The organism is Prochlorococcus sp. G4PB17 (assembly GCF_059772445.1).
In genome coordinates this window covers 967,121-991,373 of record NZ_CM186288.1, presented here as the reverse complement: position 1 = coordinate 991,373, position 24,253 = coordinate 967,121, and the positions used below count along the sequence as shown (strand labels likewise).

The following is a 24,253-nucleotide window of genomic DNA, read 5'->3' as shown; positions in this document are numbered from 1 at the left end:
TAGTCAGGTTTGAGATATTTAGATAAAATTTATACATTATTAGATCATATTTTCTTTAATTGGAGCCTTCTGATAATTGTTACGAATTACTTGGAGTTTCTCCTTCTGCAAATAATGCAGAACTGAGAAAAGCTTTTCGAAAACTAAGTAAGCGATTGCATCCAGATACAACCTCTCTTCCAAGAGAAGAGGCAACAAGACAATTTCAAAATGTTTGTGAAGCTTATGACTTGTTAAGTGATCCTGTGTTAAGGGCAAATTACGATTTAAGGATAGAAAAAGAAAATAATTTTACTAAACTAAAAACAGAATCGAAGCTGAAAAGTATAGAACCCTTACAATTTTCTAAATCAATTGGTGTAAGGCGACCATTTTCGGGTGGAGAATTGTTTTCACTTCTTCTTTTAGTAATTTCTATCCTCTTAAGCTTAGCCTTTTGTTTGCTTGTCGCTTTTGTACGAGAAGCAAATATAGAATTTACGCCAAGTTGGTTAATGTAATTCATTTATATATAAAATTTTTGATGATATTTTTTTAAAGGGCAATAAATATTAGAGGAGAGAATTTAAGCCTTCTTGGATTCCAAAATAGCATTTTTCTAGTTGCTCATCTGTGATACAAAGTGGTGGCATTAGATAAACTACATCTCCTAATGGTCTAATGAAAACACCAACCTTCAATGCACTGGCTTTCATAATCTTTCCAACTGAACTTAAGTATCCTTTTTGACCTTGCACTTTAATATTGAATGCAGCAATGGTTCCCGTGATTCTTGGGCATTGAATTCTTGGATCTTTAGCTATTTTTTGTAGATGAGGTAAATGACGTGACTCAAAATCTAAATATTGTTTAGGGGATTTTTCTAAAAGATCTAAGCTAGCATTTGCAGCTGCGCAGCCTAATGGATTAGCTGTAAAACTATGCCCGTGCCAAAAAGTTTGTTTAGGATCATCACCAAGGAAACCATCTGAAATTTTTTTGCTAGACATAGTAACTCCCATTGGAAGGAATCCACCAGTTAGTCCTTTTGAGAGTGATATGAGGTCAGGGCTTAAGCCGGCTCTTTGAAAAGCAAATAATTCTCCACACCTTCCAAAACCAGTTAATACTTCATCTGTAATAAGTAAAGAATTCGCCTGGCGAATTCTTTTTTCGACTTCTAATAAAAACTCTGAACGAACCATTCTCATCCCTCCAGCTCCTTGCACTAGTGGCTCAAGAATTACTGCAATAGTTGGAGTCTTTAAGAGATGTTCAAGAATCTCTAAAACTTTCTTTTCTCGACTCTCAAACTCTTTGTCTCCTAACCATGTCTCAGGCCAAGGAACTCTACTCACAGGAAATAGCATTTGATCAAAAGGTTCACTGAATATATTTCGTTCACCTACTGCCATTGCCCCAAAGGTATCCCCATGGTAGGCACCTTCAAATGCAATGATTTGAGATCTATTATCACCTTTGTTTTTCCACCACTGACGGGCCATTTTTAAAGCAACTTCTACCGCAGTAGAGCCATTATCTGAAAAGAATAATTTATCTAGACCGGTTAATTGACTCAGCCTATTAGCTAACAATTCAGCTTGTGGATGCGTAAAATCTGCAAAAATTATTTGCTCTAATTGCTCTGCTTGTTTGGAGATGGCTTTGGCAATATATTCATTTGCATGGCCGTGTAATGTGACCCACCAACTACTAATACCATCGATTATTGGAGGGTTGTTTTTAGGCAATAAAAGGGCATCTTTCGCTTTTTCAACTAATAATTGAGGTTTAGAGGAAGCAAGTTGTGTGAAAGGTGGCCAAATATGAGGATTTTGAAGAGTGTGATTTGAATTTTCTTTTTCATTCATCAAATTTAGTATTCCCTCTTTTTTCATTTAACTTGATTAGAGTTAAAAAAATCTATTGATTAAGAAAAAAATAAAATTTTATTTTAAATGTATTGTTTAAGCTTTTGCTCTAATTTTTGTTTCTTCCATTCTTGAGAAAGTACTTCTGCGCTTACTTCATTAAAGATAGGAAGCTTTGCAAGAATTTTAGTGTCTCCAAATTGCTCTAGAGTCTTCGGATTGTCTTTGTGTGGAGGGCCGTTTAATACTATGCCTAATACATCTAAATTTCTATGCTTCAAGGCTTCTAGACTTAATAAGGTGTGATTGAGAGTACCAAGACCGGTCCTGGCTACAAGAATTATTGGAGCTCGCCAAACCCTTAATTGGTCTATTTGTAGCCAATCCCGATTTAAAGGAACCATTAAGCCACCTGCAGTTTCGATGATTATTAATTCGTCTAAGTCAGGCAATTCTAAATTATTTGGTTCAATAAAAACAGACTCTTGTTCGGCCGCCCAATGTGGAGAGACAGGAGCCTTGAATTTATACCTTTCAGAAAGATAGCGGTTAGGTTCAAGATTTAAGATATTGCAAACAGTTTTGGTATCTGTTCCTTCCTCTGTTCCACTTTGAATGGGTTTCCAGTAAATACCTTTAAGACCTTGGACGAAAAAACTACTAACTATCGTTTTACCGACATCTGTATCTGTACCACAAATAATAATTCTTTTTGAGAAAACACTCATCGCTTTATTAATAAAAACTGAATTGACCAACTAAGGCTTACTTGTTTATCCTTGTTGGAAATTGGCCAAAAAGACAATAGATGTCGCCAATCTGAAACACTTAATTGTTCCTTCTGACTACTTTGTGCTCCGACCTTGATCATCGGTTTTAATAAAGAAGTCGCCTTCTTCGCCGTTTGTTTAGTAACTTCAATTTTATTATATAATATACTTTTTTTCGGAACGACTCTTATTAGTGAGTCGTATGATGGTAAATCAAGAGCCGAGCACGTCAAATTTGCCTTTTCTGCAGCTTCGTACCATTCTGGAAAACTTCCCTTGATTGGGATTGCTAAAGCAATCCATCCGTCTAAGCTAAGAGAATTCAACCATTCCTTAAGTTGTTTTTGTGGATTATCAAGCCAATGTAAAACAAAACTTGAAGCTAATAAATTTGGTTTTTTAGACCACTTAGGTAATCCATTATTTAAATCCCAAAGTTGTTTAACACGTTTTTCTGAATGTTGAGCAATCATCTTTTTTGAATTATCTAATCTCACTACATATTGGTTTGGATGAAGATCTTCTAATGATTTAGCGAGTAGTCCAGTGCCAGAACCAAGGTCAACCCATAGTCCATGCTTAATTGAATGATGAGAACATATTTTTGCAAGTTTTAAAGCAGTACTTTTTTGAATTGATGCTGAATCGTTATAACTTAATGCAGCTTCGTTAAAGTTTTTATTAACTTGGCTAGACCATGTTTTTTGCATGATCAAATTCTAGCCAGTGTTTGACTTTTTTGATATTTTCAATTTTTGTGATGAAATGCCCCTCATCTTGAAAGCTAATTATTTCAGGTAAAGTCTCTAAGTGGTTTATTAAATCTTCAGCTAGCTTCTCTTTCGTCTGATTAGCCAAAATATAGTCTTGTTCACTGTTAACTATAAGTACTTTGGCAGAATTGTTTAAGCCAATTGGTAGAGAATCAGAATTCATGAGAAGTTTTAAGTCATTTTTTAATCTCAATCTTCCTGAATCTGACATTTGAAGGAGATTTGATTGGGATGACTTAACATCTATGTGATTTGGTTTATAAGCTTTTATATGAAATTTTCTTAACATAGCTGCTTCATTAGGTGTATTAATTGCATTCATCATCCTGTTGAGGGCTAGCTTTATAGGGCGATTCTCTTTGCTTCTTGGAATAAAACGACTAAAACTATTGATTAATACAACATGAGTAGCTGATTGTAAAACTTCTTTGTCTATCAACTGTGAACCAAGGGAGTGACATATAGCAACTCTTTTAACTTCGACTTGATTTGATTCGTTATTCCATTTGGGTGTATGAGGACTTATATTTTTATATCCACGTTCAGAAGTTTGCCATTCCCAATTACAACTTTTAAATATCTTTTCCCAATTTGACCATTGATGACTATCACCAGCCCAGCCATGCATAGCAATTAGTTCTTTCATTTGTTTTTAAGAACTTCGATAAGTCTTTCGAAGGCCTGAACTGGTGTATTTCGCCTGATTACTAACCTGAGTCTCGATTTGCCTTCAGGGACCGTTGGTGGACGGATCGCAACAGTTAGAAGACCTTGTACTTCAAGTCTCTTTTGATAATCCATGGCTAAATCGTCTGAACCTAGAATGATGGAGACAATTGGACCTCTCCCAACAGGGCGTTGCCACCCAACTTGAGACAATCTGTCTCTTAAATCTATTGATTTCTCTTTTAGTTCTCTACTCCAGCTAGGGTTACTTTCAATTAGGTTTAATGCGGCTAAAGCACTTGCACAGAGTGGAGGAGCTAATGCCGTTGTATAGCGAAATGCTCCACAGTTTTGTATTAGATTTTCTCCTGTGATCTTGTCAGTTGCTAGAAAGGCTCCCCCACTTCCAAACGCCTTACCAAAAGTCCCACTGATAATTGAAATAGGTTCTTTGAGTCCAAATGACTCACCTCTCCCTTCTGGACCCATGATGCCAAAAGCATGAGCTTCATCTATCAATAACTTTGAATCATACTTAATGCATAGTTTTGAGATTGCTTTTATGGGAGCTGTGGTCCCCTCCATGCTAAAAAGACTTTCAGTAATTACTAAAGGTTGTTTTTGAGGATTGCTATGTCTGGATTTTTTTAAAAGTGTTTCTAGTTCAGATAAATTGTTGTGCTTGAATCTCATGAGCTTTGCTCCGCTCGCTTTGACTCCAACGAGCAGAGAATGGTGTATCAGACGATCACAAATAACAGGAGTATGACGATCAGTAAGTGCTAAAACTGCAGCAAGATTAGCCTGGAAACCACTCGGGTAAAGCAGTACAATCTCACGATTAAGCCATTCAGCAAGCTTCGTTTCAAGTTTTTGATGAATATTTCTACTACCAGTAATAAATCTTGAACCACCAGAACCAACTCCATCAGTTTCTAAAGTTTGTCTTGCGGCCTCAATTAAAGAGGGATGTCTTGCGAGATCTAGATAGTCATTACTTGCTAGGTCAATTAACGTGATTTGATTTTTATTTTCATCTACACCAATCAATTCTGATGATCTTTTCCCTGGGATCCAAGTCCTGAGTTTACGAATTCTAGAGTGAGGGATTTCAGGCATATTGTTTTTGTTTTCTGTATTTAAAGATTTGAGTGCTGGTTTAACATTTTTTTCTTTTGTTTCTTGATTTTATTATGTATCCACGTCAAAAATCATGTGGTCATAGAATATTCCCCTAATATTTAGTAATGACTTCCTTAGAAAGAGATACGCCTGAGAACGAAATCCTCCAAAACAATTTAAATCCAAAGGAAATTTTTCCTTTTGTATTGGATGAGTTTCAACTTAAAGCAATTGATTCACTCAATCAAGGGCATTCTGTAGTTGTCAGCGCCCCTACAGGATCAGGAAAAACATTAATAGGAGAGTATGCAATTTATAGAGCGATTTCTCATGGAAACAAAGTGTTTTATACAACGCCCTTAAAAGCTTTATCTAACCAAAAACTAAGAGACTTTAGGAATCAATTTGGTGCAAATAATGTGGGTCTTTTAACAGGTGATTTAAGTCTTAATAGAGAGGCTTCGATTCTTGTTATGACTACTGAAATTTTTAGAAATATGCTTTATGCAGCAGCAGATAGAAATGATGACCCTCTACTTGATATAGAGACTGTTGTCCTTGATGAATGTCATTACATGAATGATGCTCATAGAGGAACGGTGTGGGAGGAATCAATTATTCATTGTCCTAAATCCGTTCAGTTCGTTGCTTTATCAGCAACAGTTGCTAATGCTGGGCAATTAACTGATTGGATTGAACAAGTTCATGGACCAACAGATCTAATATCCAGCGATTTAAGGCCAGTTCCCCTGGAATTCAATTTTTGTAGTGCTAAAGGACTTCATCCATTACTCAATAATAAAGGAACTGGATTACATCCAAACTGTAAGATTTGGCGTCCAACAAAATCACACAAGAAGAGAGGACGCTTATCCAAACCTAGTCAACCTGAGTCCCCTTCATTGGGCTTTGTGATATCAAAGTTGGCTGAACGAAATATGTTGCCCGCTATTTATTTCATATTTAGTCGTCGTGGTTGTGACAAGGCTGTGAAAACAATCGCTAGTATTTGTTTGGTTAACCAAGAAGAAAGAAATTCAATTCAAGATCGATTTGAAAAATATTCTATTTTAAATTCAGAAGGGATTAGAGATGATCTACATGTCAGAGCTTTATTTAATGGAATCGCCTCTCATCATGCAGGAGTTCTTCCTGCGTGGAAGGAATTGATTGAGGAATTATTTCAAGAGGGTTTGATAAAGGTTGTTTTTGCAACTGAAACATTAGCTGCTGGAATCAACATGCCGGCAAGAAGTACAATTATATCTACTTTATCGAAGAGATCAGATAATGGACATCGTCAATTAATGGGAAGTGAGTTTTTACAAATGGCTGGTAGAGCAGGAAGGAGAGGTCTTGATTCTCGAGGTTATGTTGTTACTGTACAAACTCGATTTGAAGGAGTTCGAGAAGCTGGTCAATTGGCAACCAGCCCAGCTGATCCGCTGATTAGCCAATTCAATCCCAGCTATAGTATGGTTCTGAATTTATTGCAGCGTTATGACTTAGATAAATCAAAAGAATTGATAGAAAGAAGCTTTAGTAGATACTTAGCCAGCTTAGATTTAGTTGAAGAGGAAGAAGAAATATCTAGATTAAAAGAGGAGTTTAAAGAATATAAAACCTTTTCAGAGGATATACCATGGTCAGATTTTGAAAGATATGAAAAAATAAAAAGTCATCTGAAAGAAGAAAGACGACTTTTAAAAATTCTCCAAAAACAGTCTGCTGAAACTTTATCTAATGAATTGATCTTAGCCTTGGAATTTGCAAATAATGGAACCCTCATCAGTCTAAAAACTTCACAGCTAAAAGGGAAAGTTATACCTGCTGTAATTGTTGAAAAAATACATAAAATAGATAGACCATCTCAATTATTATGCTTAACAGATGAAAATATTTGGATACTTATTTCTTGTAAAGAGGTCGTTAGTCTTTATGCTGACCTGACATGCTTAGACGTAACAAATATTACCTCTCCTAAAATTAGTAGACTAGGTGAAATACATCATGGAGATTTGATGAGTAACGAAATAGCCTTAATCATATCAAATTTGGCTAAGAAAAATAATATGAGAATTGCTCAATATGATCTTGCTAGTGAAGTTTTGTCTCAAGCTCAATTAGTCAAATCTTTAGATGATGAATTATTGCTTCAGCCGGCTCATCGATGGGGAGATAAGAAAAAATTAAAGAAGCATAGACGTAAAATGAATGAACTATCTATTGAAATTCATCAACGTGAGGAGATCCTTTATGACAGGTCAAATCGTCACTGGGAAACTTTTTTATCACTGATTAAAGTACTAGAATTTTTTGGATGTTTGGATGATTTAAACCCTACTGAGATTGGTAGAGGTATTGGATCTTTAAGAGGTGAAAATGAATTATGGTTAGGTTTGGTTTTGATGAGTGGACATCTTGATGAACTGACTCCAGTAGAATTAGCTGGAGTTATTCAGTCAATTGTTACGGAAGTTAATCGTCCTGATTTATGGACTGGATTTATTCCTAGTGCAGTTGCAGAGGATGCCTTTAATGATTTATCAAACATACGAGGTGAATTATTTAGAGTGCAAGAACGATTAGGTATAGAAGTCCCAATTCTTTGGAGTTCAGAATTAATGGGTTTAGTAGAATCCTGGGCAAGAGGTACTACTTGGACGGATTTAATTTCAAATACTTCTTTAGACGAGGGAGATGTTGTAAGAATTCTAAGAAGAACAAATGATTTACTTTCACAGATTCCCTATTGCGAGGCAGTGAGTAGGCAACTTAGGAATAATGCTAGAGCAGCGATTAAACTAATGGATAGATTCCCAGTTTGTGAAGCTCAAGATATTCATCAAACACAAGAAAAAAATCATAAGGTTATTAATCCGGCAACTGAAAGAAATAATTAAGATTAAAAATTTATTTTTTCAATCAGTCCGAACCATAAATTTTGGATTAATTAGTTTATCAAACTCTTCTTCGTCGATATAGTTTAGTTGATTTGATGCTTCTCTTAGGCTGAGATTCTTTTCATGCGCCAAGTGGGCAATTTGACTTGCTTTTTCATATCCGATTGATGGAGCTAATGCTGTGACCAGCATCAAAGAATTATCTAGGTATTGTTTGATTTTTGGTTTATTGGGTTGAATACCCTCAATCATATTTTCTCTGCAACTTTTACATGCGTTTTGAATAAGATTAATACTTTTTAAAATGTTGTATCCAATTAGAGGCTTATAAACATTCATTTGTAGATGTCCACCACTTCCAGCTATGGATACTGAGGTGTCCATACCAATTATTTGTGTGCATACCATCGCCATGGCTTCGCATTGAGTCGGATTGATTTTCCCTGGCATTATTGAGCTGCCAGGCTCATTGGCTGGTAGCTGTAGCTCTGATAATCCAGCTCTTGGTCCACAAGATAAAAGTCTAAGATCATTAACAATTTTGAGAAAAGTTACGGCTAACAATTTTAGCTGGGACATTATATTTACAAGACCATCATGACTAGCCATGATGGCAAATTTATTGTCTGCGGTTTCAAAGGGTAAATTTGTTTTTCTAGAAATATCAAGAGCAATGAGGTTGTCGAAATTTTCAGGAGCATTGATTCCTGTTCCAATAGCGGTTCCTCCCAAGGGAAGTGAATAAAGTTCTTCGAGGTTGATTTCAATACGTCCTAAGGCCGTTTCCAACTGAGCAGCCCAAGCAGAGACCTCTTGTCCAAGAGTAAGGGGTACTGCATCTTGAAGATGCGTACGTCCTATTTTGATAAGATCCTTCCATTCTTGACTCCTTTGATGAAACAAATCAATGAGCTTTTTTAATTCGGGTATTAGAGTCTTTTTCAAGCTAAGTATTGTGGCTATTTGTATGGCTGCTGGAAAAACGTCGTTTGTAGATTGAGAGCGATTGACATGATCATTTGGATGTAGTGGATCATGACTACCTAAAGGATTATTTAAACGCTTTGAAGCTATATTGCTGATTACCTCATTTACATTCATATTTGTTTGGGTGCCACTACCTGTTTGCCATACTTTCAAAGGGAATTGATTATTATGTTTACCTTCAATAATTTCTGAACTTGCTTCGGTGATAAATTGCGTGGTTTCTGTATCTATTAGACCTAAATGATTGTTCACCCTTGCTGCAGAGGCTTTTATTTGGGCAATTGCATGAATAATCTCAAGAGGTACGACCTCATCACCAATAGCGAAATTTAATATTGATCGTTGAGTTTGTGCTCCCCATAAAGCATCTTCTGGAACAGAAATTGAACCTAGACTATCTTTCTCAAGTCGTTTCATATTGGACATTGATCTGGGTTGGAAATTTAAAGTTCCCTAGAGAGTAAGGATTATAGCTATGGATTTTAGTTAAATCTATTACTATGTCCTTTTTAGATTCTACTAACTAATATTAATTGATTTAGTTTCTGCCGTTATATACCAAGCCTATCCCAAATAATCTTCAAATTCGATTGATGTAATTCAGTTGAAAAGCATTCAGAAAGTTTTTCTAGTGCGAGACTATTCATTACCTCTGGATCATTCTCAAGATTTTTTTTGAAATTACCTTGGTGATGATTCCATGCTGAATGAGCATGTTTTTGTACTAATCGATAAGAATCTTCTCGACTCATCCCATTCTCAACTAAAGCCAAAAGAACTCTTTGACTAAAAACCACTCCTCCATAAATGTTTAAATTATTCAGCATATTATTTGGGTAAACGCCAAGCCCTTTAATGATCGCTGTCATTTCTGTGATCATAAAATGAAGTGTAATAGACGTATCTGGCAGCATTAATCTTTCATTGGAACTGTGACTAATGTCTCTTTCATGCCAAAGAGCTACATTTTCGAGAGCTGCAACTACATAACTTCTTAAAACTCTGGAAAGACCGCTAACTCTTTCACTTCTTATGGGATTTCTTTTATGAGGCATGGCGGAGCTACCTTTTTGACCTTTAGCAAAGTTTTCCTCTACCTCAAGAACATCAGTTCTTTGAAGGTTCCGAATTTCTGTAGAAAAACGATCCAATGAAGATCCAATCAAAGCAAGAACCTGTACGTAATTCGCATGTCTATCTCTTGAGATAACTTGAGTACTAGCTGTATCAACCTCAAGTTCCAAAAGTTCGCAGGTTATTCGTTCTGTTTCAGGATCGGTGTTCGCATAAGTTCCCATGGCACCGCTAATTTGACCAACGGATATATCTTTTTCGAGACTCTCTAGTCTATTTTTGTTCCTGAGAGTTTCGGCTAGCCATCCTGCAAGTTTGAATCCAAAAGTAATAGGTTCTCCATGAATCGCATGTGAACGGCCAATCATTACGGTTTCCTTGTGTTGCCTTGCTAAATCTCTAATAGCTTCTTCAAGTAATAAAAGTTCTTTCCTTAAAAGTTTTACCGAGGACTTTAATTGGAGTGCAAGACCTGTATCGAGAACATCGCTACTCGTCATGCCAACATGTATGTATCGACCTGCATCTCCAACATATTCATTCACATTTGTTAAAAAAGCAATTACGTCATGTCGCACCTCCGCCTCTATTTCGAGTATGCGTTCAGGGGTAAAGCTTGCTTTTGATCGAATGGTATCCATTGCATTAAGGGGGATTTTCCCTAATTTGCAATTCGCCTCACATGCGGCTATTTCAACATCAAGCCAAGTTTGGTATTTGGCTTGTTCAGACCAAATATTTCCCATCTCTGGGTTTGTGTAACGCTCAATCAAAGTGCTACAAAGTTAAAGGTTACTTTAATTTAGGTCGTCAAGGTCAAGCTGACTTGAGTCTATTGTGTTCAACTTCCCAATGCACATATCTGCCCCAAGCCTGCTGTCTTACTCTGCACCTCCCACCTTTGCAATCAATTACTTGGAAGGGAGGCAAATCATTAGGTTGGTTCGCAAATTTTGCAAAACTTCCTGGAGGTAAAAGTTCAAGTACTTCTCCAGTTTGCTTTTTTGGAGTTAGATGAAAATCACCTTTGCTAGATAGCTCATTTTCATTGATTGGATGCCTGAGCTTTTTAGACAAAACCTTGGTTCAATTGATTAGATTCTCTATTGAAAAAGAGAAAAAGTACTAGTTCTCCGGTTTTTGTTCCGTTTCTTGTTTGTTTTTGTAAAAATAATGACCAAAAAATCGCGATTAGATCTTCACTTGCTAACTAAAGGTTTAGTAAAATCTCGTCAAGAGGCGCAAAAGCTTATTAGAGCTGGCAAAGTTAAAACGATTAATGGACAAATTCTTGATAAGCCAGGCCAAGAAGTTTTAAAAGATCTTCAGTTAGAGATTACACAGCCGCTTAGGTATGTATCTCGTGGAGGTGAAAAGTTAGCGGAAGCGTTTAATCAATTTCCTCTAAATGTTAAGAATCGAGTTTGTTTAGATGCTGGGATTTCAACTGGCGGCTTTACTGATTGTCTTTTGCAGTTAGGGGCAGCAAAAGTTTATGGGATAGATGTTGGGTATGGTCAAACCGCATGGAGTATTAGAAATGATCCAAGGGTTGTTCTTTTAGAAAGGACTAATATTCGATACTTAACTCCTGAAAAATTATGTAATTATGGAGAACAAATACCAGACTTCGCAGTTGCAGATTTATCTTTTATATCTCTTAAAACTGTTTTGCCTAGTATTAAAGCCTTACTTCAAAGTGCTAAATCTGAATTAGTCGTTCTTGTTAAACCTCAGTTTGAGGTTGGCAAAGACAAAGTAGGTAAGGGTGGAGTTGTGCGTGACCACTCTCTACATGCAAAGGCAATTGAAGGGGTGATCAAGGAATCTGAAAAATATGGATGGTATCCAAAAGGACTAATTGCGTCCCCTTTAAAAGGGCCGGCTGGTAATCAAGAATATCTTCTTTGGATGAGTGATGAGGTTGAAGGGGATATTAAAATTGAAAAATTTATAAATTTCTTGTTAACTTAAAGAGCTATTTCGTTCTTATCGCCTGTTCTGATTCGAACAACGGAATCAATTGGAGTAACGAAAATCTTTCCATCACCTATCTCTCCAGTTTTAGCTGCATCTGCAATGGCAGTTAAAACCATGTCAACGTTTTCATTTGGAACTACAACTTCAATTTTTAGTTTTTGAAGGAATTCAACGGTAAATTCTGATCCTCGATATCTTTCAACTTGTCCTTTTTGTCTGCCAAATCCTCTTACTTCACTTACTGTCATCCCAACTATTCCTGCATTAACTAATGCAATTTTTACATCCTCAAGCTTAAAAGGACGAATTATTGCTTCTATTTTTTTCATATCTCTTTGGGAAACTCCTTAAATATTAGAGAGCTTTTGATCAATTTTTGTCTAGTTTACTAAGAGAACTTATGAAAGTTACATTTAGACCAGCTTGAATTGCATCTTCCTCAAGAATTTTTGCATCTTTTATAGGAATAATTACTAGACCATTACATATTGATTCCCAATTATCGGATTCAAAATGAGTTTGAAGCCAAAGGACCCCATGCACACTGCTTGGCTCAATTAGAATCCCTCTCCTGTGATCTGAAAGATTGATGTCCATTCAATACCTTGTTCGTATTTCTATTAGGGGGGATAGCGCCCATAAGTTTTGTGCTTATTGCTACAAAATGACTTTTTGATACTTTTCTGATATTTGTTTAATTAGGGAAAATTATTTCTGGTTTGACTTCTTTTATCTAACTTTTATGTAGTGTGTAAATTAAATATGCTATTTAAATGTGATTAAGAGCGAAGAAGACAATGAAAAGGAAATCATGTATGGGGAGAGAAATATCGAGACTGGGAATTTAATTTGTTTTCCTAATCCTAATACCAATAGAGATTATGAAATTTCTATAGATTTCCCTGAGTTTACATGTAAGTGCCCTTTCTCTGGCTATCCTGATTTTGCAACTTTGAGAATAATATATCAGCCATATATGAAGGTGATAGAACTAAAAGCGATTAAACTTTATTTAAATAACTTTCGTGATAAGAAAATCTCTCATGAAGAAGTTGCTAATAAAATAATAGATGATCTCGTTGAGGCTTCTGCTCCAAAGTGGATGCAAATTGAGGCTGATTTTAATCCTAGAGGAAATGTACACACTATTATTAGGGTATGTCATGGGAATAGAAATAATTTAGATCTAATTATCTAAACAACTAATAAATTTAGGCAATTCTTTTGAAAGGCCAGAAAGATTTCTGTTGCTCAATCCTCCTATATAAATTATAGATTTTTCTTGTTCTTGTAATATCCAAATTTTCTTAGTAGAAATTATACTTAGCGATCCTCCAATAAGTATGATGGCAAAACTGGTATAAACAAAAGGTACTCCTGGATCACGCTTTAGAAGTAATCCACTACTCGGTATTATGTTGATTATCTTTATTAATGAGCCTTTTATTTCTTTTTCCTTGTTAATACTTAAGCTGTTTAGCTTTGTACCGTCATTGTCATAAATTATTACTGGCCCAAGTTCATTATTAACTGTCAATAGAATTGTATCCGTTCCATCTTTTTTTGTAGGTATTATTGTTCCCCATACTTGCTCTCCAAGCTCGGGTATAGATTTTATTGGAATTTGTAATTTAGGACTTTTATTAATTTGTATAGTAACTGCTGCAATTGACCAATCAGCTTGATATAAAGTTAACCCTTTGTATCTTAATGGATAATTAACACTAATTTCTTTTGTTTTATTGTTGCCATCAGGTTCAATAATATTGATGATAGATCTATATTGCTCAGCTCTCCCTTGAGGGTCTCTTTCAATTTGAAATTTTTGCAATTCAATAGTTAATCCCTTCTCTTCATTTTTGTTTAATAAATCTATTGATCTACCAGGTGCAAGAAATCTTTCTATGGTTTTCCCATTTAATGATCCGTAAGTTGCCCCAATCATTAATAAGATCATCCCTAGATGAATTAATATAGGCCCTATCCTTCCAATTGCACCTTGCCGAGCTGCTATTCTTCCTTCAGTTTCTTTAACATTCCATCCCTGCTCTTTTAAGTTGGTTGTAAGTTTTTTTAAGCTTTTTGTAGGATTATTTGTTTGTATTGTTTGTGCAATTGCAAGTTTTGCTATTTGACGAGGTGATTTATAATCTATCCAAGTTAATGCAGATTTAAGTATTGGTAATTGTCTTCTGAAGCTACAAACTGCTAAAGCTATACTTAGCCAAACGAGTAGTAATAAAAACCAAAAACTTGTATAGATATGATTGAATTCTAAAAGTAGTAATATATTTCCATTAATTACTCCAAGAAAAGGATTTTTATTAAAATAATCAAAATAATATTGATCCGATTCTTGTTGAGGAATTATAGTTCCCGCTGCACATGAAATTGCTATTAGTAATAATAGTAATATCGCAATTTTTAAACTAGAAAGCCAATTTAAAATTTGGCTAATCTTTTTCATCTCTTTTATATCCAAATAGAGAGAAGGCTTAAAAGCCCGACCGATAATAAAATTACTCCACTAATGGGAGGAACCCATTGGCCAATGCGTCTAAATGATAATAATTTTGGAATGCTTGCAGCAAAAGTACCTGCAAAAAATAAAGGAACAATTTGGCCAATTGCAAAGCTTCCAAGAAATATTATTCCACTAATAGGGTTTCCCTCTTTTGCAACCCAGGCGAGAAGTACGGCAAGGACAGGAGTGGTACAAGGAGAGGAGGCTAATCCAAAAGCTAAGCCAGCCGAAACTGGGGCTAGTGCAGGAGGTACTTGATTTTTCCAAATTTCAGGGTTAGGTCCCAGTGGTAGTGAGAATTTGAAAATACCAAGAAGATTAAGACCCATAGTTATTGCTAGCAAACTAATAAATATTGAGAAAAAACCAGGTAATTGACCATAAATTTTCCCTAAAAAACCGCTTAGACTTCCAAGTATTACAAGAGATATGACTATACCGCTACAGAAATTGATAGTCCTTTGTAAGGGGGTCTGGTTGTTTTTGAATCCAGCTAAGTATGCAACTGTTATTGGTAAAAGTGACAATGAACAAGGACCTAAACTGGTTAAAAGCCCCCCTGTGAAAACTATTAGAACTGTTATGGGATTGGGATTATTTAGCCCGTTATTAATTAATTGCTCGCCATGACGAGTTAAATCAGAGAGAATCAAACTTATAGAAGAAATGTTCAAAAAAAGATTTGCCACTCTAAAATCTCTTCTTAGGTTATCTAGTTAAAGTCTTTTTTAGTGATTTTTAACTAATAACTCTGTTGATTCAATAGATGATCTTACCAATAAGGCAGCTATTAGTAAGCTTGAAATTAATGAGTTTCCCCCATAACTTATTAAAGGCAAAGGTAGACCAGTTGTAGGCATTGCACCTGAAGAAACTGCTAAGTGCATAATTGATTGTCCAACAAGAATAGTTCCTGATCCAATTGCTATTAACTTGGAGTAATTATTTTTACAATTAATCGATATTTTTAGGGTCAAATATGAAACTAAAAGTAGAAATGATAAAAGTAAGATAGATCCAAAGAATCCAAATTCTTCCGCATAAACAGCAAAAATAAAATCAGTACTTTGTATAGGTAAATATTGTAATTTTTGCATTGAAAGACCATAACCCTCTCCAAATAGACCACCTGAACCAATAGCATAAAGACTTTGAACTAATTGATATCCACTTCCTTGTGGGTCTTGCCATGGGTTCAGAAATGACATTACTCGGATTTTTTGATATTCATTAGAAAGAATACTTATTGAGCCTATAAATACACCTGATAGAGCAGTGTTGAAAAGTGAGCGAAAATTAATACCAGCTGCCAAAGCGATCATCCAAAGTAATATCCCTGTTAGAGCCGCTGTACTTAAATTTGGCTGCTTTATAATTAATAAAATGATAGATGCAAAAATAGTTAACCAAAAAAGTTTTTTTTCTGAGTTTATTCTTCTCCATTGACCAAAAATTTTTGCACTTTGGAGAATGATAAAAGGTTTAATTAATTCGGATGGTTGAACTTGTAATGGTCCGATAATCAACCATCGAGTAGAACCATTAACTGTGCTACCGACAAAACTTGTTGCTGCTATAAGAACCATTCCTATAAGAAGGCATGGCCCAGAGAGCCTGAGCCATTTTTTTAGATTAATATTTATAGCTAGGTAGAAAATGCTCCAACTAGCAGCCATCCATATTATTTGTCTTTTTATGTAATAGGCCCCGTCACCCATTTCTCTATTGGCTACCCACCAGCTAGCTGATCCAAGAATAAAAATGCCTGATATGCTCCAAAAGGTAATTAATCCAGTAATTAAACGCCCTTCTTTTGGCCATAAAAACCAAGGCAATGGAAGTATCTTGTTATTTATTAAATTTCTCAGACAATCTTTTGACTGATGAATTTTTTTTTCTTTGGGCTGATATTGAATTTTTTTATTAGAAATATTACTCAAAGGATGTCAAGCTTGTATCCCATTGAGCCGCTTAAAACTATTTTTGCCAAGTCTATAAGTGTAATTAATTTACTTTTTTATGGAATTCAAGAAAATTCAAGAATTTTTTAGACGAAATTTAATTACTAGTTTGTAAAGAGATGGCTTATAGATAGATCGATAATTAATCTATTTAATTTGATAATATGACAATTTAATTTTTAAAGAATTAATCTATTTAATTTGATTTTATAAGTAAAGTTTTATTGGAAATATTTTGTTTAGATTAATAGATTAATAAATTTGTCAATTTATTAATTAAGAATTTTTTTTGTTTTGATGCAAGTCTCGTGATAGATTCCCCGGGCCTTTGCAGAGAGCTTAGGTGTCTTGTTTGCAATTCAACTTCCGATTATCACCAAGAAACTCCAACACGGAGGTTTTTTGTGGCATCTGAGATTGTTGAAGATTGCTCAAGTCCTGATCCTCTTCTGGATCTTGATTCATTGGACTCATCGTCCGGGGTCAAATCAGATGAATATCTCGAACTTCAACTTCGAGTATTTCGTTTGACGTTTTTATTGACAATTTTGTCTGTTGGCACAGCAGGTTTCTTTTGGGGAATCCAAGCTAGTGCAAGCCTATTTATTGGTGCTTTATCAGGAATTCTTTATTTTCGCTTGCTTGCACGTGGAATTGGAAAACTTGGTACTTCAACAAAAATCGTCGGTAAAGTCCAGTTGCTTGTTCCTGTCCTTTTGGTTTTGGCATCTTCTAGATTTCCACAATTGGATTTGATACCGGCATTATTAGGATTTTTGCTTTATAAACCAGCGTTAATTATTCAATTTCTATCCATGCCTTAGTGGCTTGATTTAGAAATCAAATTTTTAAGTTTTGTTTGTTTGGCCTTTATTTTCTTCGTAACCTAACTTCCAGATAAATGGGTCCTTTGCCATTTGTTTTTCCTTTAGCTGAATTAGAGGTGGGTCAACATCTCTATTGGCAAATTGGAAATTTTAGAATTCACGGCCAAGTTTTCATGACTTCATGGCTACTCATAGGCGCTTTGCTTGCCTTAGTAGTCATTGGGACAAAAAAAATGGAACGTGATCCAAAGGGGGTTCAAAACCTTTTGGAATTTCTTTGGGATTACATTCGTGATCTTGCAAGGACACAAATTGGTGAAAAGGTTTACAGAGATTGGATGCCTTTCATCGGAACCCTCTTTTTGTTCATATTCGTGAGCAACTGGGGCGGAGCATTAGTTCCCTGGAAGCTGATCGAACTGCCAAGTGGCGAACTTGGTGCTCCTACAGCTGACATAAATACAACTGTTGCTTTAGCACTACTGGTATCTCTCTCATATTTCTATGCGGGCTTGAGCAATAAAGGTTTGCGTTACTTCGAGTATTACGTTCACCCAACGCCAATAATGCTCCCATTCAAAATTGTAGAAGACTTTACAAAGCCTCTCTCTCTCTCATTCCGTTTATTTGGAAACATTCTCGCGGACGAACTTGTTGTAGCGGTACTTGTTTTTCTTGTGCCTCTTGTTCTGCCAGTTCCTGTTATGTTTCTAGGCTTGTTTACTAGTGCTATTCAAGCTCTGATTTTTGCAACTCTTGCTGCTTATTACATCGGGGAAGCAGTTGAAGAGCATCATTAATCATAATTTTTTGCTACTGAATTAACTTTTCAATAGCAAATTTCCTGCTTTGAGGTCTGAAATTCTTTCATTATCATCTCAAGAACTATGAGATGCACCCCTCGCAGGTATAAACTCCCGGTCACAACTCTATAAGCGTTTAAAGCGCTACACATCTTTAGCAGAATTATGGATTCCATTACCACCGCCGCATCAGTTGTTGCAGCTGGTTTAGCTGTAGGCCTTGGCGCAATAGGCCCTGGTATCGGTCAGGGTAGTGCTGCACAAGGAGCAGTAGAGGGTATAGCCCGTCAACCAGAAGCTGAAGGAAAAATCAGAGGTACTTTGCTTCTTTCTTTCGCTTTCATGGAATCACTTACCATTTATGGTCTTGTGGTTGCATTGGTGCTTCTCTTCGCTAACCCTTTTGCTGGTTGAACATTTCAAATAAGGGCTGATTGAGTTGATCAATTGATTAACTTTCAGCCCAACAATTTGAAAATTCTTTAGCAAATTTCAATTGCCGTTATTCGGTCCGCTTAAATTCTTGCACCCCTAGCTAATGCCAACTTTGTTTTTGTTTGGTGCCTCTGAGGGAGGTCTGTTTGATTTCGATGCAACTCTTCCGCTTATGGCGGTTCAGGTTGTATTGCTTACTTTCATACTTAATGCTCTTTTCTTCAAGCCTGTTGGACGGGTAGTAGAAGAAAGAGAGGATTATGTAAATACCAGTCGGGCAGAAGCAAAGAAAAAAATCGCTGAGGTCGAACGACTAGAGACTGAACTTAAAGAACAGCTCAAAGAAGCTCGTCTTGAAGCTCAGAAAGTGATTCTTGAGGCAGAGCAGGATTCTGAGAATCTCTATAAGGACGCTCTTGCTCTTGCTACTTCAGAGGCAAATGCATCGAGAGAGAAGGCTAGGCGAGAGATTGATTCACAAAGAGATGAAGCTCTTAATCAACTCAAAAGCGATGCTGACAATCTTGGTGATTTGATTGTTGAAAGACTCTTGGCTAAAAAATGACTTCTTTAATTTTCGCTACCGAAGGCTTTGGCCTTAACTTAAATATTTTTGAGACCAATATTCTCAACTTAGCAGTTGTTGTTTTTGGCCTCTACAAGTTCTTGCCTGGTTTTTTAGGAAAAATTCTTGAGAAACGAAGGACTTCAATTCTTTCTGATTTGAAAGAATCAGAAGAGCGCTTAGCTCAAGCGCAAGATTCTCTTTCACAAGCAAAAGAGGAACTTGCCTCAGCGAAGCAAAAAGCAGACAAAATAAGAAGTGATTGTAAAGTTAGAGCAGAAGCAATTCGTCTAGAGAGCGAAAAAAGGACTGTAGAGGAAATGGCAAGAATCAAACAAGGTGCAGCATCTGACTTAAATGCTGAAGCTGCAAGGGTTACTTCTCAATTAAGAAAAGAGGCTGCAGAACTAGCTATTCAAAAAGCATTAGAAATGCTTCCTAAAAAGTTAGATTCAAATACTCAAGACAATTTTCTTAAACAGTCAATTAAAAATATTGGAGATAACTAATGCCACTACTAAATACAATTACTACTCCATACGCTGAAGCTTTCCTTCAAGTGGCAGAAAGCCGCAAAGAAGTTGAAGAAGTAGTTTCTCAAGCTAAATCTATTTTAGAAATTTGGAATACTTGCCCTGAATTTAGTGATGCAATGTCATCACCAGTTTTAGAGGTTAATCAAAAAAAAGCAGCTCTAGAAAAGCTTTTCTCTAGTCAGGTAACTCCCTCTTTCTTGAATCTTCTAAAGCTTTTGGCAGATCGACAGAGAATTGGATTGTTGAATTCTGTTCTTGAAAGATTATTGGAAATCTATAGAGAACAAAGAAATATTGCTTTAGCAACAATTACTTCAGCTTCAGCGCTCAATGAAGATCAACAATCTGAGCTACTTAAGAAAGTACAATCCATAGCCGGTACTGATAATTTGGAAATCGATCTCAAAGTCGACTCCGAATTGCTAGGTGGCTTTGTGGTCAATGTTGGATCAAAAGTCATTGATGCCAGCATTGCAGGACAAGTCAGGAGACTTGGTCTTGCTTTGGCAAAGGTCAGCTAATTCGCCACTGACTTTTTCCTTTTCCTCTTTCCTCTCATCTTCCCCAACTTAAGTTAATCCCATGGTTTCTATACGTCCCGACGAGATCAGTTCAATCCTTAAACAGCAGATCGCTGATTACGATAAATCAGTATCCGTTAGCAACGTAGGTACTGTTTTACAAATTGGTGATGGTATCGCAAGAGTTTATGGCCTTGAAAAGGTTATGGCAGGTGAACTAGTTGAATTCGAAGATGGAACAGAAGGAATTGCTTTAAACCTTGAGGATGACAATGTCGGTGTCGTTTTGATGGGAGAAGCTTTAGGAGTACAAGAGGGAAGCACAGTAAAAGCAACAGGAAAGATTGCTTCTGTCCCAGTTGGGGAGGCAATGCTTGGAAGAGTTGTTAATCCTCTTGGGCAACAAATTGATGGAAAAGGGGAGATTGCTACAAATGATTCAAGATTAATTGAGTCAATAGCTCCTGGAATTATTAAAAGAAAGTCAGTTCATGAGCCTATGCAAACTGGAATCACATCAATTGATGCAATGATTCCCATTGGAAGAGGCCAGAGAGAGTTGATTATTGGAGATCGTCAAACAGGCAAAACTGCAATAGCAATAGATACAATCATCAACCAGAAAGGTCAAGATGTTGTTTGTGTTTATGTAGCTGTTGGTCAAAAACAGGCATCAGTTGCAAATGTAGTTGAAGTTCTTAAAGAAAAAGGAGCTTTGGATTACACGATTATTGTTAATGCAGGGGCATCTGAAGCTGCGGCTTTGCAATATTTAGCTCCTTATACAGGTGCAGCGATTGCTGAACATTTTATGTATCAAGGTAAGGCGACACTAGTTATTTATGACGACTTAACCAAGCAAGCTCAGGCTTATAGACAAATGTCATTGCTTTTACGTCGTCCACCAGGCCGTGAAGCATATCCAGGAGATGTTTTTTATTGTCATAGTCGTTTGCTTGAGAGGGCTGCAAAACTTTCTGATGCTATGGGTGCAGGATCAATGACCTCCTTGCCTATTATTGAGACTCAAGCTGGTGACGTTTCTGCATATATACCAACTAATGTTATTTCAATTACTGATGGTCAGATTTTCTTGAGTTCAGATTTATTCAACTCTGGATTAAGACCAGCAATTAACGTTGGTATTTCAGTTAGTCGAGTAGGAGGAGCAGCGCAAACGAAAGCGATTAAGAAAATTGCCGGTACATTAAAACTTGAATTAGCTCAGTTTGATGAACTTGCTGCATTCTCTCAATTTGCTTCAGATCTTGATGAGGCTACTCAAAAACAATTGGGTAGAGGAAAAAGGCTAAGAGAACTTCTTAAGCAACCTCAATTTGATCCTTTGAATTTAGCCGAACAAGTAGCGATTGTTTATGCAGGTGTTAAAGGATTGATTGATGAGGTCCCTGAGGAGGAAGTGACAAAGTTTGCTCGCGAATTGCGTGATTATCTAAAAACAAATAAGGCTGATTTCATTAAAAATGTTCTCTCCGAAAAAGTCTTAAGTGAAGCATCTGAATCAATGCTTAAAGACGCTATTAATGAGGTTAAATCCTCCATGTTAGCGGCTTAAATCCAAGGCTATCTAAGAAAGACAATCACCTATGGCTAACCTCAAGGACATAAGAGACAGAATTGTATCTGTCAAAAACACCAGAAAAATCACAGAAGCAATGAGACTCGTTGCTGCTGCTAAAGTTCGTAGAGCGCAGGATCAGGTTCTAAGGAGTAGACCTTTTGCTGATCGATTGGCAAGGGTTTTAGAAAATATACAATCAAGAATGCAGTTTGAAGCTGCTGACTCGCCTTTGCTTAATAGGCGTGAAGTAAAGACAATTACTCTCTTAGCAGTCACTGGGGACAGAGGCTTATGTGGGGGGTACAATGCCAATATTATTAAGCGAACAGAGAAACGATATGCTGAATTAAAAGGCCAAGGATATAGTCCTGACTTAGTATTAATTGGTAAGAAAGCGATAGGATATTTTGAGAACAGATCAAGTCTCTATAACATAAGAGCTACTTTCAAAGAATTGGAGCAAGTTCCAACTTCTGAGGATGCTGGCTCTATTACTAGTGAAGTATTAGCAGAATTTCTTTCTGAAAGTACTGATCGAGTAGAGGTTATTTTTACTAAGTTTGTAAGTTTGGTTAGTTGTAATCCAACAATACAAACTCTTTTACCTTTAGATCCTCAAGGGATAGCAGATTCAGAAGATGAAATTTTTAGATTAACTACAAAAGATAGTCAATTAATTATTGAGAAAGATGCCGCTCCTTCTAATGAAGAGCCAAGATTACCATCTGATATTGTTTTTGAACAAAGTCCTGATCAACTTTTGAATGCTCTTTTACCTCTTTATTTACAGAATCAATTATTACGTGCATTACAAGAATCCGCTGCTTCAGAGTTGGCGAGTAGAATGACTGCAATGAATAATGCTAGTGATAATGCGAAGGAATTGGCTAAAAACCTTACCATTGATTACAACAAGGCTCGACAGGCAGCAATTACTCAAGAAATTTTAGAAGTTGTGGGTGGAGCTGCAGCATAGCTTCTTATCTGTCTTTGATTTTACTAATTCTCAAAGTATAAGTTATTAATAAAGTGAATCTTGAATTTATAGAATTGGACCTTGATTGGCCTTCTGAATTAAGTGTATTTGACTTGAAAAACTATATTTTATCTAAGCTAATTGAATATGGTGAACCACTTAGGTGGGCTATTACCTCAGTGACCACTCATTCTGAAAAAAAAATCCAGATAATATCGGTCGAAGTTGTGTTGATTATTAATCAAGATAAGGGGAAAGGTATTAATCCTGACTTGAATTGAGTTCTTAATGAATAACATTGAACCTTTACCAACATTATTGATTATTCCTACTGGGATAGGATGCAATATCGGTGGATATGCAGGGGATGCAATCCCTGCTGCAAGATTGTTGGCTTCTGTAAGCGAATGTTTAATAACTCATCCCAATGTTATGAATGGTGGGTCTTTATATTGGCCAGATACTTGTATCCAATATGTAGAAGGATATAGTTTAAATCTTTTTGCCGCTGGAGAAGTTTTTCTAAAACCAGTAAGGCAACAAAAAGTAGGTATACTGTTAGATGCTGGCATAGAGTCTGAATTAAAGAAAAGACATTTACAAGTTGCTGATGGCTGTGTAGCAAGTTTAGGACTAGATATTGGCCCTGTAATTACCACTGAAAGAGCTATACGAATTAATCTAAAAAAAGGTTTAAGTGGCTCAAGTTGGGGAATTATCAAAGAACCAGACGTCCTCTTGAGAGGAGCTGAAAAACTTAAAAAAGCTGGTGCAACAGCAATTGCTGTGATAACTCGCTTTCCTGATGATAGTGATGAATTAGAAACTAAACTTTATCGACAAGGTAATGGTGTAGATATCATTGCAGGAGTTGAAGCTGTAATAAGTCATTTTCTTGTAAAACATTTATTGATTCCATGTGCACATGCACCCGGGTTAGCACCCTTACCAATTGATTATGATCTAGATCCTCGCACCTCTGGAGAAGAGATAGGATATACATTTTTGCAAAGTGTTTTAGTTGGTCTTAGTCGTGCCCCCGATCTGATTAGTAAGTCAACAATGAAAACCAAAGCAAATGATTTTTTTACGATGAAAACTTTATTAAGTAATAAGGATTTAGGAGCCGTTGTTGTGCCACAGGGAGCACTAGGTGGCGAAGCGGTTTTGTCATGTCTCGAAAGATTTATACCTTTGATAATAGTTTCTAATAAAGGAGTATTAAATGTTAGCTCTACAAAGATGAGGCTAGATTACTTAAGTGGTGATAAAAATAAGAATATTTTATATGCTGAGAATTATTTAGAGGCTGCAGGACTAATAACAGCTTTACGTCAAGGGATTAATATTATGTCTCTACGAAGACCAATTGATTGCGTAAAAGAATTGAATTAAGAA

Annotated in this window: 27 protein-coding genes; 14 read left to right on the top strand and 13 right to left on the bottom strand. The window is 36.2% G+C overall.

Annotated features, from left to right (window positions below; genetic code table 11):
- Positions 1 to 59: 59 nt before the first annotated feature.
- On the top strand, positions 60 to 500 hold the full coding sequence (locus tag AC6EJB_RS06045; protein WP_498490455.1) for a J domain-containing protein: 441 nt from the start codon (positions 60 to 62) through the stop codon (positions 498 to 500).
- Positions 501 to 551: 51 nt separating this feature from the next.
- On the opposite strand, the gene bioA is transcribed toward AC6EJB_RS06045, so the two are convergent.
- The 5 genes from bioA to AC6EJB_RS06020 are packed head-to-tail and all read right to left on the bottom strand — an operon-like array spanning position 552 to position 5,178.
- Entirely contained in the window at positions 552 to 1,877 is a 1,326-nt protein-coding gene (gene bioA / locus AC6EJB_RS06040; protein WP_498490454.1) for an adenosylmethionine--8-amino-7-oxononanoate transaminase, read from the bottom strand.
- Positions 1,878 to 1,933: 56 nt separating this feature from the next.
- Positions 1,934 to 2,578 carry a dethiobiotin synthase gene (gene bioD, locus AC6EJB_RS06035; RefSeq protein ID WP_498490453.1) on the bottom strand — a complete coding sequence of 215 codons (645 nt, stop codon included), beginning with the start codon at positions 2,576 to 2,578 and terminating at the stop codon, positions 1,934 to 1,936.
- Entirely contained in the window at positions 2,575 to 3,330 is a 756-nt protein-coding gene (locus tag AC6EJB_RS06030) for a methyltransferase domain-containing protein (protein ID WP_498490452.1), read from the bottom strand. The genes bioD and AC6EJB_RS06030 overlap by 4 nt, the downstream gene beginning before the upstream one ends.
- Positions 3,311 to 4,039 (bottom strand): alpha/beta hydrolase, encoded by a 729-nt coding sequence (locus AC6EJB_RS06025; protein ID WP_498490451.1) that lies wholly within the window; start codon positions 4,037 to 4,039, stop codon positions 3,311 to 3,313. The genes AC6EJB_RS06030 and AC6EJB_RS06025 overlap by 20 nt, the downstream gene beginning before the upstream one ends.
- A complete protein-coding gene (locus AC6EJB_RS06020; RefSeq protein ID WP_498490450.1) occupies positions 4,036 to 5,178 on the bottom strand; it encodes an aminotransferase class I/II-fold pyridoxal phosphate-dependent enzyme in 1,143 nt (380 codons plus the stop codon). Before AC6EJB_RS06020 ends, AC6EJB_RS06025 begins: the two co-directional genes overlap by 4 nt.
- A 128-nt stretch (positions 5,179 to 5,306) precedes the next feature.
- Between AC6EJB_RS06020 and AC6EJB_RS06015 the strand changes: the two genes are divergently transcribed.
- Entirely contained in the window at positions 5,307 to 8,084 is a 2,778-nt protein-coding gene (locus tag AC6EJB_RS06015) for a DEAD/DEAH box helicase (RefSeq protein ID WP_498490449.1), read from the top strand.
- 18 nt (positions 8,085 to 8,102) lie between these two features.
- On the opposite strand, the gene AC6EJB_RS06010 is transcribed toward AC6EJB_RS06015, so the two are convergent.
- From AC6EJB_RS06010 to AC6EJB_RS06000, 3 genes are all read right to left on the bottom strand, one after another.
- Positions 8,103 to 9,497, bottom strand: a complete 1,395-nt coding sequence (locus tag AC6EJB_RS06010) for a class II fumarate hydratase (RefSeq protein WP_498490448.1) — start codon at positions 9,495 to 9,497, stop codon at positions 8,103 to 8,105.
- Positions 9,498 to 9,622: 125 nt separating this feature from the next.
- A complete protein-coding gene (gene purB / locus AC6EJB_RS06005; RefSeq protein WP_498490447.1) occupies positions 9,623 to 10,918 on the bottom strand; it encodes an adenylosuccinate lyase in 1,296 nt (431 codons plus the stop codon).
- Between the two features lie 43 nt (positions 10,919 to 10,961).
- Positions 10,962 to 11,222 carry a hypothetical protein gene (locus tag AC6EJB_RS06000; protein WP_498490446.1) on the bottom strand — a complete coding sequence of 87 codons (261 nt, stop codon included), beginning with the start codon at positions 11,220 to 11,222 and terminating at the stop codon, positions 10,962 to 10,964.
- A gap of 96 nt (positions 11,223 to 11,318) precedes the next feature.
- Between AC6EJB_RS06000 and AC6EJB_RS05995 the strand changes: the two genes are divergently transcribed.
- Entirely contained in the window at positions 11,319 to 12,119 is an 801-nt protein-coding gene (locus AC6EJB_RS05995) for a TlyA family RNA methyltransferase (RefSeq protein ID WP_498490445.1), read from the top strand.
- On the opposite strand, the gene AC6EJB_RS05990 is transcribed toward AC6EJB_RS05995, so the two are convergent.
- The gene (locus tag AC6EJB_RS05990) at positions 12,116 to 12,454 is read right to left on the bottom strand and encodes a P-II family nitrogen regulator (RefSeq protein ID WP_498490444.1); all 339 of its coding nucleotides are present in this window, start codon (positions 12,452 to 12,454) and stop codon (positions 12,116 to 12,118) included. The two genes, AC6EJB_RS05995 and AC6EJB_RS05990, sit on opposite strands and share 4 nt — an antisense overlap.
- Positions 12,455 to 12,494: 40 nt before the next feature.
- Positions 12,495 to 12,722, bottom strand: a complete 228-nt coding sequence (locus tag AC6EJB_RS05985; RefSeq protein ID WP_498490443.1) for a hypothetical protein — start codon at positions 12,720 to 12,722, stop codon at positions 12,495 to 12,497.
- A 214-nt stretch (positions 12,723 to 12,936) separates the two neighbouring features.
- On the opposite strand from AC6EJB_RS05985, the gene queF reads away from it, so the two are divergent.
- A complete protein-coding gene (queF, locus tag AC6EJB_RS05980) occupies positions 12,937 to 13,323 on the top strand; it encodes a preQ(1) synthase (protein ID WP_498492978.1) in 387 nt (128 codons plus the stop codon).
- On the opposite strand, the gene AC6EJB_RS05975 is transcribed toward queF, so the two are convergent.
- From AC6EJB_RS05975 to AC6EJB_RS05965, 3 genes are read right to left on the bottom strand one after another with little or no spacing between them, the layout of a single operon-like run.
- On the bottom strand, positions 13,312 to 14,592 hold the full coding sequence (locus tag AC6EJB_RS05975; RefSeq protein WP_498490442.1) for a cytochrome c biogenesis ResB family protein: 1,281 nt from the start codon (positions 14,590 to 14,592) through the stop codon (positions 13,312 to 13,314). The two genes, queF and AC6EJB_RS05975, sit on opposite strands and share 12 nt — an antisense overlap.
- Before the next feature lie 5 nt (positions 14,593 to 14,597).
- Entirely contained in the window at positions 14,598 to 15,338 is a 741-nt protein-coding gene (locus AC6EJB_RS05970; protein ID WP_498490441.1) for a cytochrome c biogenesis CcdA family protein, read from the bottom strand.
- Positions 15,339 to 15,377: 39 nt separating this feature from the next.
- On the bottom strand, positions 15,378 to 16,589 hold the full coding sequence (locus AC6EJB_RS05965) for an FtsW/RodA/SpoVE family cell cycle protein (RefSeq protein WP_498490440.1): 1,212 nt from the start codon (positions 16,587 to 16,589) through the stop codon (positions 15,378 to 15,380).
- A 329-nt stretch (positions 16,590 to 16,918) separates the two neighbouring features.
- On the opposite strand from AC6EJB_RS05965, the gene AC6EJB_RS05960 reads away from it, so the two are divergent.
- The 10 genes from AC6EJB_RS05960 to AC6EJB_RS05915 all read left to right on the top strand — a co-directional run bounded on the left by AC6EJB_RS05960 (position 16,919) and on the right by AC6EJB_RS05915 (position 24,250).
- Positions 16,919 to 17,434, top strand: coding sequence for an ATP synthase subunit I (locus tag AC6EJB_RS05960; protein WP_498492938.1), 516 nt, complete (start codon positions 16,919 to 16,921; stop codon positions 17,432 to 17,434).
- Positions 17,435 to 17,511: 77 nt separating this feature from the next.
- Positions 17,512 to 18,237 (top strand): F0F1 ATP synthase subunit A, encoded by a 726-nt coding sequence (atpB, locus tag AC6EJB_RS05955; RefSeq protein WP_498492936.1) that lies wholly within the window; start codon positions 17,512 to 17,514, stop codon positions 18,235 to 18,237.
- A gap of 168 nt (positions 18,238 to 18,405) precedes the next feature.
- The gene (atpE, locus tag AC6EJB_RS05950; RefSeq protein ID WP_011125758.1) at positions 18,406 to 18,654 is read left to right on the top strand and encodes an ATP synthase F0 subunit C; all 249 of its coding nucleotides are present in this window, start codon (positions 18,406 to 18,408) and stop codon (positions 18,652 to 18,654) included.
- Positions 18,655 to 18,778: 124 nt separating this feature from the next.
- A complete protein-coding gene (locus tag AC6EJB_RS05945) occupies positions 18,779 to 19,240 on the top strand; it encodes a F0F1 ATP synthase subunit B' (protein WP_498492934.1) in 462 nt (153 codons plus the stop codon).
- Complete coding sequence (locus AC6EJB_RS05940) at positions 19,237 to 19,749, top strand: F0F1 ATP synthase subunit B (RefSeq protein ID WP_498492933.1); 513 nt, start codon at positions 19,237 to 19,239, stop codon at positions 19,747 to 19,749. The genes AC6EJB_RS05945 and AC6EJB_RS05940 overlap by 4 nt, the downstream gene beginning before the upstream one ends.
- Positions 19,749 to 20,297: an ATP synthase F1 subunit delta gene (atpH, locus tag AC6EJB_RS05935; RefSeq protein WP_498492931.1), complete on the top strand. Its 549-nt coding sequence runs from the start codon at positions 19,749 to 19,751 to the stop codon at positions 20,295 to 20,297. The genes AC6EJB_RS05940 and atpH overlap by 1 nt, the downstream gene beginning before the upstream one ends.
- Positions 20,298 to 20,358: 61 nt before the next feature.
- Positions 20,359 to 21,873 carry a F0F1 ATP synthase subunit alpha gene (gene atpA / locus AC6EJB_RS05930; protein ID WP_498492930.1) on the top strand — a complete coding sequence of 505 codons (1,515 nt, stop codon included), beginning with the start codon at positions 20,359 to 20,361 and terminating at the stop codon, positions 21,871 to 21,873.
- 31 nt (positions 21,874 to 21,904) lie between these two features.
- Positions 21,905 to 22,855 (top strand): F0F1 ATP synthase subunit gamma, encoded by a 951-nt coding sequence (locus tag AC6EJB_RS05925; protein ID WP_498492929.1) that lies wholly within the window; start codon positions 21,905 to 21,907, stop codon positions 22,853 to 22,855.
- Between the two features lie 53 nt (positions 22,856 to 22,908).
- A complete protein-coding gene (locus tag AC6EJB_RS05920; RefSeq protein WP_498492927.1) occupies positions 22,909 to 23,136 on the top strand; it encodes a DUF8621 family protein in 228 nt (75 codons plus the stop codon).
- A 7-nt stretch (positions 23,137 to 23,143) separates the two neighbouring features.
- Entirely contained in the window at positions 23,144 to 24,250 is a 1,107-nt protein-coding gene (locus AC6EJB_RS05915; protein ID WP_498492925.1) for a DUF3326 domain-containing protein, read from the top strand.
- The last annotated feature ends 3 nt before the right edge of the window (positions 24,251 to 24,253 follow it).